The sequence below is a fragment of the Micromonospora phytophila genome (assembly GCF_023656545.1).
Lineage (GTDB): Bacteria > Actinomycetota > Actinomycetes > Mycobacteriales > Micromonosporaceae > Micromonospora > Micromonospora phytophila.
Map to the genome: position 1 here is coordinate 1 of NZ_JAMOKF010000102.1, position 16,073 is coordinate 16,073.

The following is a 16,073-nucleotide window of genomic DNA, read 5'->3' on the forward strand; positions in this document are numbered from 1 at the left end:
ATCGGCGGTGCCGCGTCCGTGCTGGTGAGGGTGGCCGCGGGCCAGGCCGCGCGGACGGCGGCCTCGACCGCGCCGCGCGGCACGGTGCCTGGCACCCAGACCCGGATGGTCAGGGACCGGCCGGTCCAGATGTACTCCCACCCGACGTGCGCGATGCCGAACAGGCGCTGCTGCCACACCGAGGGCGTCAGCACGCCGACCAGCGTGGTCCAGAACGCCGCGGCAGCCTCGGCGGTGACCTCCGGCGGGGCGGCGATGCTCAGCCACCGCGCGCCGGTGACGAGCCGCGTGTGCCGCCAGGCGAGCAGTTGGTCGTGGCCGAACACCGCGCCGACGAGCGCGGCGGCGGCGATGATGCCGAGCCACGGTCGGGCGATGATCCAGTGCCCGACGTCGGCGGGCCAGGTCGGGGTGGTCATCATTCGGTCTCCCCGATTCCGGTCACGGCGAGCTTGTGCTCGGCGGCCGACGCAACGGCGCGGAAGGGGATCCGGCTGCGGCTGGCGACGAGCAGGCCCTCACCTCGGGGCGCCGACAGCAGGAGCCTGGACTCCCCGGCGGTCAGGCCGAACGCCTCGGTCACCGCGTCGATGGACTGCGTGGACTGGCGCATCAGCACCTGCGTGGCGGCGTTGGACACGACGGCGAGGCCGAGGTCGGTCGACAGAACGTCGGCGGCGTCCTGGGTGATGACGCACAGACCGGCGGACCGCTTCCGCGCGGCCTTGGCCATCCGGAACAGGAACCGGGCGCCTTCGCCGTCGCGCATCAGCAGCCACGCCTCGTCCACGATGACGAGCCGGCGACGCTGGCGGGCGCCGGCGGGCGGAGTGTCGATGCCCGCCCAGATCGAGTCGAGGGCGAGCAGAGTGCCCACGGTGCGCAGCTCATCGGGCAGGTGCCGCAGGCTCCACACCACCAGGTGACCCTCCGGGCGGGTGGAGGTGGGCCCGTCGAAGAGGCTGGCGAAGTTGCCGACCGTCCACGGCGCGAGCCGGTCGGCCAGGTGCCCGGCGGCGGTGTCGCCGTCGGCGTTGAGGGTGGCGGCCAGGTCGCGCAGCAGCGGCGCGGGTTTGGTCCAGGTGGCCGGGTCGGTGTTGATCCCGGCCCGGTTGTAGGTGGCGGTGAGGGCCCGGTCGAGAGCGGCGCGTTCCGCCGGCGGAGGGGTTGCCCCGAGCATGACCGAGATCAGCGTGTGCAGGTACAGCCCCCGCCGGGTCAGGGTGTCGGGCCGGTTGTCGGCGGGCAGGTCGAACGGGTTGACCCTGACGCCGGGCTGACCGAGCTGCACGACGGTCCCGCCGACGTGTTGCGCGAGGGGCGCGTACTCGTCCTCGGGGTCGATGACCGACACCGTCGTGCCCTGGTACAGGTTGCGCAGCACCTCCAGCTTGACGAAGTACGACTTCCCGGCGCCGCTGCGCGCCAGGACCACGCTGTTGTGGTTGTCCTGCGCCCACCGGTTCCAGATCAGGACCCCGTTGCTGGTCGTGTTGACCCCGTACAGCACCCCCTCGGGTGGGGCGACGACGCCCGGGGCCGGGGCGGGGAGGTCGGCCGAGGCGAGGGGGAACGCCGCCGCGAGGGCGGTGGTGTCGAGGATGCGGCGCATCCGCAGCGGGTCCACCCCGACCGGCAGCGTGGCCACCCAGCCCTGCTGGTGGCGAAACGTCGCCGGCTGCACGTCCAGCAGCACGCCGGCGGCGGCGGACTTCACCCCGGCGGTGATGGTGGCGAGTTCGTCGAGGGTACGGGCGTGGACGGTGACGTAGATGCCAACCTCGAACAGCTTCGCCGCCCCGCGGGCGACACGCTCGGCAAGGTCGGCGGCGTCAGCCGCTGCCGCCTCGACCATCGGATCACCCAGGCGGCCCTGCTCGGCGTCCAGCCGGCGCGACGATTCCAGGCGGGCGCGCTGGCGCTTGAGCATCGGCGCGGCCAGCTGCGGTGGTACTGGGTCCAGGTGCACCGCGACGTCGACGCGCCCGGGGTAGGACAGCAGCGGGTCGAGCCACGCGGGGCCAACCTCGGCGGGGTAGCCGCACACCGCGTAGGTCGCGGCGTACCCGTCACCGACCTGCACATGCCACGGCGTGACCGACAACGCGGCCGGGGACGGCATGCCCTCCCCAGCCGCGACACTGTTCTTCCTGGGCTTCAAGAGGTTCACGATGTGCTCCGTAGGGTGATCGGGGCGCCGGGCACCGCACGTGGGCCAGGCACCGGTGGCGAGAGGGGATCGACGGCGTTGGCGAGCGCCGAGGCGACCGCCGGCCCGTCCAAGGCGGCGGCTTCGACGCCGAGCCCGGACAGGGCCCGCACGGCCCCCTCGGCCGCGTGTTCCCCGGTGATCACGGCGAGGACCTGGCGACGCAGCGGATCGCGATAGGCGTCGAGGTCGAGGAGGAACTGCGCGTAGTTGTCCGCGGCGGCCTGCAACGCCGGATGCGGCAGGCGCGGCGCATGGTCGACGGTGGCCTGCGCGTAGACGGTCAGGTCGTGCCGCTGCGCGGCCACGACAATCTGCGCCGGACCGGTCAGGCTGTTGAGGAACCGACCGAACCCCTCCAGCAGCGCGCCCTGCTCGCTACCGGTGCGCAGGTGGATGTTCGTGGTGCCGCAGGCGATCAGGACCTTGTCGCTGCCCTCACTGGTGAGGACGCCGGTCGGGCTGACGGCCGTGACCGGAGAGCGCAGCGGCGCCGGGACGCTCGGCTTGCCGGCCACCACCGCCACCGAACTGGCCCGAGCCATACCCGGTGTGAGCGTGCGCGGGCTGCGGCCGAGCGCGAACCCGTGTCGCAGCCACACGTCCAAGGGCAGGCCGTCACGGCGACCGAGTGCCACCACGACCGCGACCGCGAACACGATGACCCCGGCGACGATCCACACCACCGCAGGCAGCAGGTGACCGAACGCGCGGTAGCAACCGAACCCGGCCATCCCGGTGCCGCCGACGATGCCCAACTGCCGGAACGTCAGCCCGAACGCGATGCGGTCAGGCTCGTTGACGTTGGCCGGTACAACGGCGCGCGGGGGAGTGTCCTCGGCGTTCATCGCCCACCCCGCACGACGCTGCGCCCGAGCCGGCCGAGCGGCAGATGACGGGTGACGCCCTGAATGAACACCGCACGCAGCAGAACCCCGCCGGCGTTCGACGACCCGGCGCCGCGGACGTACCGGCGCATCATCGTGGGAATCTTGAGCGTGACCCAGAGCACGACGATGACGAGCATGAGGTTCACCGTGTCCGAGCCGGGCAGGCCGAGCAGGATCGGCAGGTTCGACCCCGGGTCGGTCAGCAGGGTGATGCCCACCGAGAACGCGACCGCCTGCAGGACGGGGGTGGCCAGACAACCCAGCAGGGTGCGCCACCACAGCTGCGCGGCGCCCTGCGTCCACGGCGTGGCGTAGCAGGCCAGCGCCACCGGCGCGACCCCGGCCAGGACGACCAGCACCCCGACGCGGGCGAGCCAACTACCGACGAGCATGAACATCAACACGACGATGAGCAGCCCGATGATGGCCATCAGAAGCGCGGCGCTCTCGTCGGTCATCGCGGACGCGAGGCGCACCTGGACGAACGCGACCGCCTCGGAGGTCGGCGCGGAATCGCCGACCATCGACACCGTCAGGGCGTTGGCGAGGTCAATGAGCACACCGGTCAGCGGGATCGCGAACGCGGACAGGACGAACCCGGCAACAAGCCGGGGGATCAGCTCCTTGACGCCGTAGCGCATCTCGACCGAGTCGCCGACCATCACCGCGACACCCACGGCGATGACCGCGAGGACGAAGCAGGCGCTGACCACCAACGCGCTCTTGTCGGCGATCGACTGCACCTGCGGCAGGACGGTGACGTCCGGCGATACGAAGATGGAGGAGGCCAGGAAGGCCAGCAGGCCGCCGAGAAGCTCGGTGATCTTCTCGGCGAGCCAGCTGACCAGACCGTTCATCAACCAGTCGACCATGATCAGTCGCCTCAGCCGCCGAGGATGCCCTGCAGCACCTGCAGGATCACCGGGGACAGCACCGCGAGGGCGTAGCCGACCAGCGCGGACTTGACGTTGCCCTTGGCCTGCTCGACCTGGGCCGGGTCGCCGCCGGCGGCCATGTACCGCAGGCCGCCGATGACCAGGAACATCGTCGCGACCAACGCGATGATGCCCATGATCCAGCCGGTGATGCTCGAGATGACCTCGTTGATGCTCTTAGGGGCCGCCATCGGCGGCGGCGCGGCGGCGGCGAGGTCGGACAGGACGGAGAGAGTCGGGTGCATTGCAGCGCTCCACAAGGAATCTGCGGGCCGCCGCGGTGGGGACCAGGGCGAAGGCCCGTCTGGTCAGGTGGGGGCGCTCCTCCCTCGCAGGTAGCGAAGGGTTGCGGTGTCAGTACGCCGCGCCAGCCATGCCGGACCATGGACCTCGCCGGTTGAGAGGTCCCCACCGGACGGGCATGCCGTGGATGACATGCACCGCCCAGATCTCGGCTGTCAGGTCGGATGAACTCGCGGCCCGCCTGTCACGGCCTGACAAGACCGGTCAGCGACTCACGTTGGTGCGCAAGGTTGGCGCGGACCGAAAGCGCAAAGAGGCCGCCCCGGGCGTTCGCACGAGACGGTCTTGTGTCGAGACCAGTAGGGATCCACGTGCGGCGCCAGAACCGAGCCACGAGAGGCTCGAAGTGAAACCTCGGCAGCAGGTAGGCCCTCCTTCAGCGATGAGCTATCCGACGTGCGCGGGATCTGACGGCCAGCGCGGTGGGCGGCCCTGCGTTGTCGGACGCCCTGCGCGCGGCTAACCGCTCGGCTTCCGGATCTGCCGGGTTGAGTACGGCTGCCCTGCCGGTCTTCGGTGGGGGTCAGTCGAGCCGTTCGAACTGGAGGTTGGCGTGAAGGACCGCTGACCTGTTCGCGATCTCGACGCCTTCCTGGGTGAAGTCGAACGCGGCGTCCAGTACAACTTCGATGTACTGGGAACGGGCTGCACCGAACTCCATGCGGGTGATGTCGACCGGATTGTGCCCCCCACCCAGACAGATGCTCGCATCGATGTAGCCAGGGTGCGGGTTGATCGGGAAGTCGAAGGTGCGGCCGGTCAGTGCGGCCAGGTCGTTGCCGGGCAGATCAATGAACTCGCCCACAATGGCCGTCTTGATGATTTCCGGTCCGTCAGTGCCGAGGCGGAAGGTGGCGGGATCGAAACGGTCTGCCGTGGAGAACGGCACGAGCGGTACGGTGATTGCCCAGGTACCGGCAGCTGGGCCTGACCGCAGCGGTGACAGGTAGACGATCTGGCCGGGCTCCAGCCGCAATAGGTCGTCCGACAGTTCGAGCACGATGAGCATGCTAGGCCCCGAGCCGGTCGCCCTGCCCTCACGGGCCTGCCGTCATATCAGTTCCGGGCTGTGCCGGGGCACCCTTCTGCCGCGGTACGGGTGATCCTGGGTACGACGATGAGGGGTGGCTATGGCGGGGAATTATCGACTGATCACGGACCACGATGATGACGTGCTGCCCACCTCGGGCGACATCCTCTACCTCCTTATGGACGCGCTCGCGGAGACGGACACCGCCACCGCGACGATCCGTTGCGATCAGGTGGCGGAGCGATTCGTCGAGGTGGTGGCGAAGCGAGCCGGGTCGCTGCGGCTGCGGTTTAGGCAGTGGTCCGGCGAGCCGATCCAGGAGGTCGACGCCGTCGACATCCTGGCGGCCTTCCGATCGGTCATGGCGGCCGTCCGCGACGGGGACCAGGACTGGGCCCGGATCTTCGCACCCGTCGAAGGCACCTTCGGCCGGGACCCGGGGCCGGTCGACTACGCACGCACGGGACTGCCGATTGCCACCGCGATGCTTGACGCGGTCAAGCGGCGCAAGCGCCTCGGCCTGCCCCCGTGGCCGGCGATTCCGATCCGCTGGGGCTCAGGTGAGGTGCTCACCGGCGATGTCTGGGCCGGGCTGCCGGCTGCCGGCCGGGTGGTCGTACGCGCCATCCGGGTCGACGATCGGCGCCGGCACGGCCTGGCGGTCGCCGTATCCGAGGGTTCGGTGGCGCTCGAGGGTGGGGCGCCGTCGCGGGAGGCGCTGGTCTGGCCGGAACGGGTGGGTGAGGAGATCGCCCTGACCTACCGCTCGCCGCACCGGATCCTGCGGCTGTGCAACGTGTACGTCGAACGCGCCGGGGGTGGGCGGGAGATCGTCGCCCGGTGGGAGGAGCAGGCGGGCATGCGGGTCGAGGTCGCCGCGGACCGGCGCATCTACCACTGCAACCACCCCCGCACTGATCCGCCGACGTTCGAGGACCTCGTCTGCCAGGTACGGGTCGCCGCCGCCTGAAGGAGCCGACCCAAGGGCCCGCTCGGGTCCGCTGACGGCCACGAATGCATGCGCCTCTTGGACGAGCGGATGATCTCGGGTATCCATGTGTTAACGATGCCCGTCGCTTGTGATCCGACCCATGAACGCCCTCCTCCTGCGATGGGACACCAAGCCCGACAAGCGCATCAGGGGGACGTTCCTACGTCCTGCATCGACACGCAAAACGTCTTTCTATGCCGCAGAGCGGGTGGTTACGGGACATCGCGTACAGGTCCGGCACTGTTGGGCCGTCGCACATCATCCTGGTCGCATCGTCGTCGACCTGCTGGACCTGATCGTGGTCACGGCATCAGATGGACGCGGATCCGTCTGGCCGTAACCGCCGCATCCTGCAGGACGGCCAGACGGGGCTCGGCGGATTCGAGCAGGTGTGGATGACGCAGTAGCGCCAGTGGCGACAGACGCCGGTCTGTCAGCACCGCGTCGATCATCGGCCGGTCGCCGCCACAGACCAGGGCACTGACTGCATCGTGAGGGTCGGCGATAACACCGGGCGCATGGGGCAGGATGATCCGCGCGGCGATGTCCGCAGCCCGCTGAGTAGCAGCCTGGGCCTGGTTGGCGCGGCGACGTGCGTAGCGCTGCTGCGAGGAACCGCCGGCCGCGGTGCGACCCTGCACGTAGAAGCGCTCGACCTTGGAGACGGTGATGGTCGTACCGTCCGCGACACCGGCGGCAACCGCGCCCTTACGGGCCAGCAGCACGGCGATCCGGGGCGGTCGGATGATGCGGGCCAGCAGCGTGTCGACATCCTTCGCGTCGGCAAGCCCCGGCGGCGGATACAGCGTGGCGGTATCACCGTTGCTCACGCCGGTCAACACGAGGCCCTGCTCGGTGGCGCCGTCGTGGCGGCTGTAGAAGCCGTCGAGCCAACCACGAATCCGCTCCGGTGAGATCTCCACCCACCGCCCGCCACCCGCGGCGGGTCGCGCCTTCACCACGTGAGCACCACCTATCGGGAACGGCCGGCCTGCACCCACCATGCTCACATGAAGCGGGTCGCGCCATCGAACACAGCCCAGTTGATGCCCGGTTCTGCCGAGTTGGGGTAGGGCCATGTCCGAACGCGGCTCGATCGGTGGATCAGGGCTGGTGCACCAGGAGACCGCGAACCTATGCTCACCAGGCCAAGATCGAACACTTTGGGGTGTGTGCTGTGAGCCGGATCGGCGTTGTCAGCCCCGCTGTCGTGGCGGCCGCGTTGGGGCTGTTCCTTGCGGGCTGTGGCGACCTGGGCGACGCCATATCGGGGGACATCACCGCCCGCGACTGCCACCCGGACCCGAAGACGGTTGCCGAACTGCGTCAGGAGCCGGTGTTGACCCAGACGCCACCCGGCGCCACCCTGGCAGCGGTGACCGAGACCGTCAGCTGCGGTTGGGAGAGTCCGGGGCCGCCCAGCCTTGGAACGCTCGACCGCGAGGTCACCGGAGCCGGTGCAGCCGACGACGTGTCGCGCTTCTACGCGGATCTTGCCAGCGTCAGCGGCTGGGAGGCGTTCGGCCACGGCAGCCATGTCTACGACGCCGGGAAGTCGGACGGGACCAGTTGCACGTGGAGCCTCCAGGTGCTCAGCACCGCCGGGGGGACCTACCACGTGCAGATCACCTACACGCCTCGGGATCTGCGGCCTACCTGCCTCTGACTCTGCCCAATCCCCTTGAGGGGACGCTGGCCCGGCGGGACCACCGGGCTGATGAACGCGCGCGAGCAACTGTGGCGTATCGATCGTGAAGCGCGGCCATCCTCATCTGCCGCAGGTCGTGCGCGACGACGGGCGGATGTCCGTCACGCGCCGTGACGCTCGCCCCAGTCGACCAGCATCCGGAACTGCCGATGAGCGTGCCCTCGGTCGCGCCCCCGTTGGACCCTTGCATAGGCTGCGTCGCCATGGACGAGTCGCGCGGGTCAGGAGTCCTCCGTCATCAGTCGCTGCACGACGGGTTCGTACCGGCGCAAGGGCCGCAGCAGGCCTTCGCCGACGCTATCGACCGACACATCCAGGAACACTTCGGGCCCGTCGAGTTCGTCTACCACGAGATCGCCTCGCACCTGGTCGGTGTGCATGTCTATGTCGTGGCCCCGACCGAGGAACGCCCGTACCGGACGCTGATCACTTCTGGGATGAGTGATCTGCCGATGACGGTCCCGGAGGGCCACGACATCAGCCCGTACGCCGAACTGATGCTCAGCCTGCCGGCAGATTGGCCGCTGACCGAGGTAGCCGGGCTCGGCGACGAAACCGGGTGGCCGCTGCGAATCCTCAAGCAGGTAGCTCGGCTGCCGCACGAGTACGGAACGTGGATCGGCGAATGGCATTCCGTGCCGAACGGCGATCCCGCGCAGCCGTACGCTACGGACACCCCGTTCGCCGGAGTCGTCGTCACGCCGATGCTGCGGGTGCCGCCAGAGGCCCGGACGATCGACGTCGGCGGCGGCATCCGAATCGCGTTGCTCGCGCTGATCCCTCTGCACCCAGAGGAGATAGCGGTCAAGGTCGAACGCGGTACCGACGCACTCATCGAAGTCCTCGACCGTGGCCGCGTCACCGAGTTGCTGGACCCGCGCAGGCCCTCGTACGCCTGACAGCTCGATCGGACGCGCTGACCAAGGTCACGTGCGCGCTTCTGCCGCAGAGCGGGTGTTGGCCCATCCATGGTCCCCCGAGGCGTCCTGGCGGATCGTTCTATGCTGCCGTACGTGAATAGCGTGGGTATCCGAGCTACGACCCTGACGAGTTGCCTGATGGTGACGGCCATGACCCTGGCTGGGTGCGCGAACGAGGCCCGTCAGGCTGACCCGAAGAAGAAGCCTGGGGCGGTTGCGACAATGGAGCCGGCCAAGCCGGTGGAGATCCAGCAACGCTGGTGGAACTGGGCAGCGGCCGAGGAAACCGCCACCAACCCGGTTTCCGACCGCTCCGGTGTCGACTGCGCCCGGAACCAGCCCGATGACGTGTGGTTCTTTGCGGGAAGCTTCGGGGAAACCGTGCGACGCAAGTGCTCGGTACCGGCCGGACGGCCGATCGTCGCGCCGCTGGTGAACGTGGTCGCCTCCAGGAAAGCCGACTGCGCCACGTTCCTCCGCGACGCAACCGGCAGCGCCAAGTTTGACGGCAAGCGGCTCAGTGTTCCGCACCGGGTTTGATGGAGACATCGAAACCTGGGAGGAACACCAGCGATGCCCGCACCGAAGAAGTACAACGATGAGTTGCGTGAGCGTGCGACTCGGTTGGCGGTCGAGGCCCGCCGGGACCCGGCCAGCGCGGTCGGAGCGATCCGGCGGATCGCCGGTCAGCTCGGGGTCCACCCGGAGGCGTTGCGCACGTGGGTGAAGAAGGCCGAGACCGACGCTGGACAGCGGCCGGGCACCACCAGCAGCGACGCGGAACGCCTCGCGGCGTTGGAACGGGAAGTGCGTGAACTGCGGCGGGCCAACCAGATCCTGAAGTCCGCGGCGAGTTTCTTCGCGGCGGAGCTGGACCGTCCGTCGCGATGAAGGTCGACTTCGTCGACTCCCAGAAGGCCGAACACGGTGTCCAGCCGGTCCTGCAGGCGCTCGAAGACACGCCGGCACAGATCGCACCGTCGACCTACTACGCCGCCAAGACCCGCCCCGCCTCGCCCCGGTCGCGGCGCGACGAGGAGCTGACCGCGATGATCGAGCAGGTCCACGCGGAGAACTACGGCGTCTACGGCGCTCGCAAGGTCTGGCACGACCTGCACCGCCAAGGGGTGCCGGTGGCCCGGTGCACCGTCGAGCGGCTGATGCGCGAGTCCGGGCTGCGCGGGCTGCTACGCGACAAAACGCCGCGCACGACCCGGCCCGCAGCCGAGACCGGACGCCCAGGTGACCTGGTCAAACGGGACTTCACCGCGGAACATCCGAACCAGCTGTGGGTCGCCGACCTGACCTACGTGCGCACCAGCGTCGGCTGGGTGTACGCCGCCTTCGTCCTCGACGTGTACTCCCGCATGGTCGTCGGCTGGCAGGTGTCGAGGAGTCTCTACACCGACCTGGCTCTCGACGCGCTGAAGATGGCGATCTGGCGCCGCGAACATCAGGGTGCTGACCTGCGCAAACTGGTCCATCACTCGGACAGGGGAGTCCAGTATCGAGCGATTCGCTACAGCCAGCGGCTCGCCGAGGCCGGTGCCGTCGCCTCGGTCGGCTCCAAGGGCGACTCGTACGACAACGCGATGGCCGAGGCGTTCAACTCCCTGTACAAGGCCGAACTCGTCCGCAACAAGGGCCCGTGGCGCGGGCTTGACGACCTGGAGATGGCCACCGTCGAGTACATCGACTGGTACAACAACCGCCGGCTGCACGGCGAGTTCGGGCACGTCCCGCCCGCCGAGCACGAGGCGCTACACGCGATGGCCCACCCGGTCACCGCAGCCCTGAAAACCAGCTAACCAACTCTCCATCAAACCCGGGGCTTGACACAGCGGCGAACGGATGGAGGGCGAGAAGATCACTTACCGTGGTGTCGACGGCAACCCCATCACACAGACCAGCGCAGTGTACGAAGGCACGGCCTGCGGGCTTTGGATCACAATCCCCGCCCCTGCGCCGGGTGCGCACACGTTGACCATCCAGGGCGAGTCCGGCAGCTTCGCGCTGCGCGTCGACTACACCTTCAATGTCACCGCCTAGCAGTAGCCAGGGCGGATCGGGGGCCGGAATCAGGCCAGGTAGTCAGAGGCAGCGTCACCACCAGGAACGTCCGCACATGCCGCTGACCGCGCGTCACGCCCGGTAAGGGTGGACGCGCCGGCTCAACGTCCGGTCGTGGGGATGTTGTGGGTTCAGCGGCAACTTGGGTCGGCGGCCGTGGCGATCAGGCGCACCAGGGGAACACCACGGGATCGAGGTACCGCTCCGTTCGGCATGATGATTGGGTGATCCAACATCGCCATGGGTCCGTGCCAAGGGCGGGTCACGGCCTCGACGGGCAGGGTGGAACCCGGTTCGGGTGGGGTGTAGCTGCGGCCACGACTCGAGGCAAGGAGAGGGTGCTGTGACACCGAAACGGCGAGGGCGGCTGGCGGCTGCGGAGGCAACCGAGGCTCACGTGCGGGCCTTCTTCGCTGGGCATGATGTGGAGGTCGTCGACTACGATCTTGGGTTCGGCCGTCGCAGGGCGGTGCCCGACCTTCGCATCATTGTCGTCGGTCCAGGACCTCGCAGCAGCACCTGGGCATATGTCACCGCTGGCTGCTGGTCGGCAGTCAACCAAGACGGCCACGGGATCGAGTTCGTGATGACGTCCAAACAGCGGGAATCGGCCGTAGTCGATCTGATCGCCATGGTCGCCTACTACCACGCGGCCCACCACCTCGACCACTGGCACACGATGCCGATCGGCGGCCCTTGGCTGCCGGGCTCGGCGTGCGATCACCTTCTCGTCAGCTTGCCCTATCTGCACGGCCCGGACCTGGAGGCTTGCGAATTGCCGGCTGGGCATGCCCGCCTCTTGTGGTTGTTGCCGATCACCGCAGCCGAGAAGGCGTTCCGTCAGCAGCACGGCACCGAGGCTTTGGAGCAGCGATTCGACGACTCCGGGATCGACCCGACGGATCCGTTGCGCGCGTTGGTGGTGTAAACGCAACGGGAGCCATGGCGAGTCACGTCGATCCATCGGGATGCACGCTCATGCCGCGTTCCGCTCGCCCGTACGGAAGGTCATTCCGCTGCGCCCCGGCCGCGGCACTCAAGTCGGGCGCGGACGTCTCGGTCACCGTGCGCTTGGACGCCAAGGTCAAGACCGCGATCTCCTAGATCCCCGAGGACGCCTGGACCGCGATCGAGTACACCGACGCCGACTACGACGAACAGACCAGTCGTTTCTCCCGCTCGATGTCACATCCGCGGCCCGGCCGGTGTCTCCATGGCATGACGACCTACCAACCCGTCGTTACAGCCACCGACACTGGAGGAGACATGGAGCACACGACCCGCATCCCCCCGGCCGAGATCACCGGCCTCAAGGGAGCGCTGATCAAGCGGATGATCGAGAAGAAACTGGGGAAGGTGCCGACGGCGGTGGGCGTCTACTGGCACAACCCCAAGGTGCTGTTCGCCAGCTTCGGCCTCGGCGGCAAGCTGCAGAAGTGGGACGCCTGCGACGAGGGCCTGAAGTCGTTCGCCCACATGGCGGTCGCGTCGCTAGTCGGCTGCACGTGGTGCCTGGACTTCAACTACTTCGAGACCCGCAACAAGGGGCTCGACGTGGAGAAGGCGCGCGAGATCCCGCGGTGGCGGGAGGCGGACGTCTTCACTCCGTTGGAGCGGGACGTCCTGGAGTACGCCGAGGCGATGAGCCAGACACCGCCGACCGTGACCGACGAGCTGGTGGACCGGCTGCACGCCGAGCTGGGATCTGCCGCCGTGGTCGAGCTCACCTCGGTGATCGCATTCGCGAACATGAGCACGCGTGGCAACGTGGCGCTCGGCATCGAGTCCGACGGCTTCGCCGCCGCGTGCGGCCTAAAGCCGCTGGCCGAGCGACCGGGAGTAGCGTCCGCGTCATGAGCGAGGACCCCTTCGTCGCCCACCGCAGCCTGCTGTTCACCGTCGCCTACGAGATGCTCGGCTCGGTCGCCGACGCCGAGGACGTGGTGCAGGAGACCTGGCTGCGGTGGGCAGCCTTGGTCGACGCCGAGCGCTGCGAGGTCCGGGACCCTCGGGCGTACCTCGTGCGGATCGTGACCCGGCTCTGCCTCAACCGGCTGCGCACGCTCGCGCGGCAGCGCGAGGAGTACGTGGGCGAGTGGCTGCCCGAGCCCGTGCTGACCAGCCCGGACGTCGCCGAGGACGTCGAGCTTGCGGAGAGCGTGTCGATCGCCATGCTGGCGGTACTCGAGACGCTGCCGCCGACGGAGCGCGCGGTCTTCGTGCTCCGCGAGGTCTTCGACGTGCCGTACGACGAGATCGCCGAGGCGCTGGACAAGTCGCCGGCGGCGGTGCGCCAGATCGCGACGCGGGCCCGCAAGCACGTGGCGGCGCGCCGGCCGCGGATGTCGGTGAGCCGCACCGAGCAGGAGCAGGTGGTCGAGCGGTTTCTCGCCGCCCTGACCACCGGCGACGTGCCCGGACTGCTCAAGGTGCTGGCTCCCGACGTGCTCGTCGTGGGCGACGGCGGCGGCCTGGCCCCGACAATCCCCAAGCCGGTCCGCGGGGCCGCGAAGCTCGCCCCGGTGATGGCCCGCTTCGCCGAGGTCGCGCCCGGCGCCAGGGCTTTCATCGTCGACCTCAACGGCGGCATCGCGGCGCGCATCGACCCCGGCGGCGAGAACGACAGGGCCGTGTCGTTCGTCATCGAGGACGGCCGGATCACCCAGATCTACGCGATCCGCAACCCGCACAAGCTCGAGCGGCTGGGCGAGGTGGCCGAGCTTCGACGGTGAGTCCAGGCTTACGCATGCTCGCACCTGCCGCGATGCGTTCGTCACGGAAGGTAACCGGATTGCGGGTGCCGGCATCCGGACGTGCCGATGAGCGCGCGCCGTATCGTGTTGGCCATGATCGAGACCGCTGTGCCGAGGACGCGCAACCGGAGAGGCACGGCCGCACTCGTGCTTGCGTGCATGAGTCTGCTTCTGTCGCTGATCGCGTGCGGTGTGGCGGGGCTGTCCGTCGGCAGCGATGGCATAGACCTGCTCCCGGTACAGTCCAGGCCGGAGGTCGCCAGCGCGGCCCAGGTGGAAGCCGTCGCTCACGTGACCCTGCCGCCCGGCAGCGTGCTGCTCACCGCCGCGTACAGCAACGGCCTGGAAACCCAGCTCTCGGCGAAGTTTCGCATGCCACGCACCGAACTCGACGCCTTCGTCGCCACGGCGAAGTTCACGACGGCTCTCGCACCGGGGCTTCGGGCAGTCGACGCCCAACACAACGTCGGTGGCGGCAACCTGTGGGACCCCGAAACCGCCAAGACCATCTCCGGCGTCGACGAGGAGCAACCCACTGCAGACGGCACACGCCGAGTTCTCCTGGTTAACCTCGACGCACCCGATGCAGTCACCGTTTACCTGTTCGCCAGCCGCGGCTGAAACCCGCAGGCATCCCCTTCTGGCCGCTGACCGCACGACTTTGCCGATGTGCGTGCGGGGGGCTTGAGGGGTCGCAACGGCGATGAGTTTCGTTATGGTGTCCAGTCTGTACTCCCGTGCACCCGATCTCCCCGACTCTCGGGGAGAGCGTCATGACCGCTACGTACAGGAGGCAAGCGTGAAACTTCTTCTCACGTCCGCGGGCGTCAAAAACCCGAGCATCCGCGATGCGCTGGTCGACCTGCTGGGCAAGCCGATCGCCGACTCCAGTGCCCTCTGCATCCCTACGGCGCAGTACGGCCACCCCATGTGCGAGCCAGCCTCGGCCTGGCGCTTCATCACCGGTCAGACGCCGCTACCCATGTGCGACCTGGGCTGGAAGTCGCTGGGCGTCCTCGAGCTGACAGCGCTGCCCAGCATCGGCGAGGAGCGGTGGGTCCCCTGGGTCCGGGAGGCTGACGTCATGCTCGTGGCTGGCGGCGATGCGACGTACCTGTGCCACTGGATGCGGCAGTCCGGGCTGGCGGACCTCCTGCCGTCGCTGCGGGACACCGTCTGGGTGGGGTTGAGTGCTGGGAGCATGGTGCTGACCCCCCGGATCGGTGCGGACTTCGTCGAGTGGCAGTCCGCGCCGGACGATCGCACACTCGGGGTCGTCGACTTCTCGATCTTCCCGCACCTAGGTCTCGAGCCGGACAACACCATGGCTGGTGCCGAGAGATGGGCGGCCGAGATCGCCGGTCCGGCGTACGCAATCGACGACCAGACGGCCATCAAGGTGACCGACGGCACCGTCGAGGTCGTTTCCGAGGGGCACTGGAGGCTGTTCCCCTCGTAGCCGCGGCCAACAGTGATCGGCGTGGCGAAGCGCCCGCTCATGCCGCGATGCGATCGCTACGCTGTGTGACAACTCCTCCGGCTGCTCGGCGCGCGGATCTGCCAATGTGAGTGCATCCGTGGGCACACGGCCTGGGCAACACGGCGGACGTCCGGGATCCGGGGTGCGATTCAAGTCCATGTCGTCGGGCTGACTACCTCGGGGCTGGATAGCTCTTACGCAGGCCAGCCACCGTACGGCGGTGTTGTATTCGACGTCTCTCGACCCTTCAGTGCTCGCCATTGCGCGGTAAGCCAGCCGCCCCGCACGGCCACCAGCGTCGGGCACGACGCGAACCACACCAAGGTTCTCCACCGAGACCACTGGGCGAGCCGGCCGATGCGCCCACCTGCCCCGTCCCGCCTCGGAGCCAGACAGCGCTTCCGCAGGTGCCCACGCCGATTGATCGAGCCCTTGTGGACGGACATCGTGGCCGCTCGTCCTGACGGCGCCCGATTAAGTTCACGCCACATCAGGCGCGACCTGCCGATTCTCGGTGTCGCTGCCGCTTCCCAGTCTTGCAACTAGCCCATCGTGAACCCGGTCAACGTGCCGTCCACGCGGTGTGGCAAGCAGACGAGTGACCAGGCCCACTCACCGCCATGGGATCGACGACGGATCATGTGCTACGGTAGCCGGGTTGCAGTTTTGATTTCCGTAGACGTTTTCCGGCGCCTGATGGGGCATCTGAAACCCATCCAGGCGCTTTTCGTTTTTCGTGTCGTTTCGACGCGGGTGATCAACGCGGCGGCGTAAGGGTCCGCAC

Annotated in this window: 17 protein-coding genes and 1 pseudogene; 11 read left to right on the plus strand and 7 right to left on the minus strand. The window is 68.7% G+C overall.

The features are described 5' to 3' along the window. The 6 genes and pseudogenes from NCC78_RS14790 to NCC78_RS14815 form a co-directional block, all read right to left on the minus strand. Positions 1-419, minus strand: a pseudogene (locus NCC78_RS14790) (type VI secretion protein); the annotation flags it as partial. Next, positions 419-2,122, minus strand: a complete 1,704-nt coding sequence (locus NCC78_RS14795; protein WP_250795118.1) for a VirB4 family type IV secretion system protein — start codon at positions 2,120-2,122, stop codon at positions 419-421. The pseudogene NCC78_RS14790 and the gene NCC78_RS14795, both read right to left, overlap by 1 nt. Positions 2,123-2,166: 44 nt before the next feature. Then, complete coding sequence (locus tag NCC78_RS14800) at positions 2,167-3,057, minus strand: PrgI family protein (RefSeq protein ID WP_250795102.1); 891 nt, start codon at positions 3,055-3,057, stop codon at positions 2,167-2,169. Then, a complete protein-coding gene (locus tag NCC78_RS14805) occupies positions 3,054-3,971 on the minus strand; it encodes a conjugal transfer protein TrbL family protein (protein WP_250795103.1) in 918 nt (305 codons plus the stop codon). The genes NCC78_RS14800 and NCC78_RS14805 overlap by 4 nt, the downstream gene beginning before the upstream one ends. Before the next feature lie 11 nt (positions 3,972-3,982). Next, complete coding sequence (locus NCC78_RS14810) at positions 3,983-4,279, minus strand: pilin (RefSeq protein WP_250795104.1); 297 nt, start codon at positions 4,277-4,279, stop codon at positions 3,983-3,985. A gap of 581 nt (positions 4,280-4,860) precedes the next feature. Then, the gene (locus NCC78_RS14815; protein ID WP_250795105.1) at positions 4,861-5,337 is read right to left on the minus strand and encodes a hypothetical protein; all 477 of its coding nucleotides are present in this window, start codon (positions 5,335-5,337) and stop codon (positions 4,861-4,863) included. A gap of 172 nt (positions 5,338-5,509) precedes the next feature. Between NCC78_RS14815 and NCC78_RS14820 the strand changes: the two genes are divergently transcribed. After that, positions 5,510-6,337 carry a hypothetical protein gene (locus NCC78_RS14820; RefSeq protein ID WP_250795106.1) on the plus strand — a complete coding sequence of 276 codons (828 nt, stop codon included), beginning with the start codon at positions 5,510-5,512 and terminating at the stop codon, positions 6,335-6,337. A gap of 323 nt (positions 6,338-6,660) precedes the next feature. Here NCC78_RS14820 and NCC78_RS14825 read toward each other — a convergent pair whose 3' ends face one another. Continuing rightward, positions 6,661-7,320: an acVLRF1 family peptidyl-tRNA hydrolase gene (locus tag NCC78_RS14825; RefSeq protein ID WP_250795108.1), complete on the minus strand. Its 660-nt coding sequence runs from the start codon at positions 7,318-7,320 to the stop codon at positions 6,661-6,663. Positions 7,321-7,535: 215 nt separating this feature from the next. Between NCC78_RS14825 and NCC78_RS14830 the strand changes: the two genes are divergently transcribed. The 10 genes from NCC78_RS14830 to NCC78_RS14875 all read left to right on the plus strand — a co-directional run bounded on the left by NCC78_RS14830 (position 7,536) and on the right by NCC78_RS14875 (position 15,268). Further along, on the plus strand, positions 7,536-8,024 hold the full coding sequence (locus NCC78_RS14830; protein WP_250795109.1) for a hypothetical protein: 489 nt from the start codon (positions 7,536-7,538) through the stop codon (positions 8,022-8,024). A 245-nt stretch (positions 8,025-8,269) separates the two neighbouring features. Next, positions 8,270-8,965 carry a suppressor of fused domain protein gene (locus NCC78_RS14835; protein ID WP_250795110.1) on the plus strand — a complete coding sequence of 232 codons (696 nt, stop codon included), beginning with the start codon at positions 8,270-8,272 and terminating at the stop codon, positions 8,963-8,965. Positions 8,966-9,124: 159 nt separating this feature from the next. Further along, entirely contained in the window at positions 9,125-9,526 is a 402-nt protein-coding gene (locus NCC78_RS14840) for a hypothetical protein (RefSeq protein WP_250795111.1), read from the plus strand. Positions 9,527-9,559: 33 nt separating this feature from the next. Next, a protein-coding gene (locus NCC78_RS14845) for an IS3 family transposase (RefSeq protein WP_372495137.1) occupies positions 9,560-10,794 on the plus strand; the annotation gives its coding sequence in 2 pieces (ribosomal slippage) (positions 9,560-9,839 and positions 9,839-10,794; 1,236 coding nt in all). Between the two features lie 43 nt (positions 10,795-10,837). Further along, positions 10,838-11,035: a hypothetical protein gene (locus tag NCC78_RS14850; protein ID WP_250795112.1), complete on the plus strand. Its 198-nt coding sequence runs from the start codon at positions 10,838-10,840 to the stop codon at positions 11,033-11,035. 364 nt (positions 11,036-11,399) lie between these two features. After that, positions 11,400-11,984: a suppressor of fused domain protein gene (locus tag NCC78_RS14855; protein WP_250795113.1), complete on the plus strand. Its 585-nt coding sequence runs from the start codon at positions 11,400-11,402 to the stop codon at positions 11,982-11,984. Positions 11,985-12,322: 338 nt separating this feature from the next. Continuing rightward, positions 12,323-12,913, plus strand: coding sequence for a carboxymuconolactone decarboxylase family protein (locus tag NCC78_RS14860; RefSeq protein ID WP_250795114.1), 591 nt, complete (start codon positions 12,323-12,325; stop codon positions 12,911-12,913). Then, entirely contained in the window at positions 12,910-13,788 is an 879-nt protein-coding gene (locus tag NCC78_RS14865; RefSeq protein ID WP_250795115.1) for an RNA polymerase sigma-70 factor, read from the plus strand. Before NCC78_RS14860 ends, NCC78_RS14865 begins: the two co-directional genes overlap by 4 nt. Before the next feature lie 114 nt (positions 13,789-13,902). Beyond that, positions 13,903-14,430: a hypothetical protein gene (locus NCC78_RS14870; protein WP_250795116.1), complete on the plus strand. Its 528-nt coding sequence runs from the start codon at positions 13,903-13,905 to the stop codon at positions 14,428-14,430. Positions 14,431-14,608: 178 nt separating this feature from the next. Beyond that, positions 14,609-15,268 carry a Type 1 glutamine amidotransferase-like domain-containing protein gene (locus NCC78_RS14875; protein ID WP_250795117.1) on the plus strand — a complete coding sequence of 220 codons (660 nt, stop codon included), beginning with the start codon at positions 14,609-14,611 and terminating at the stop codon, positions 15,266-15,268. Positions 15,269-16,073 lie beyond the last annotated feature (805 nt).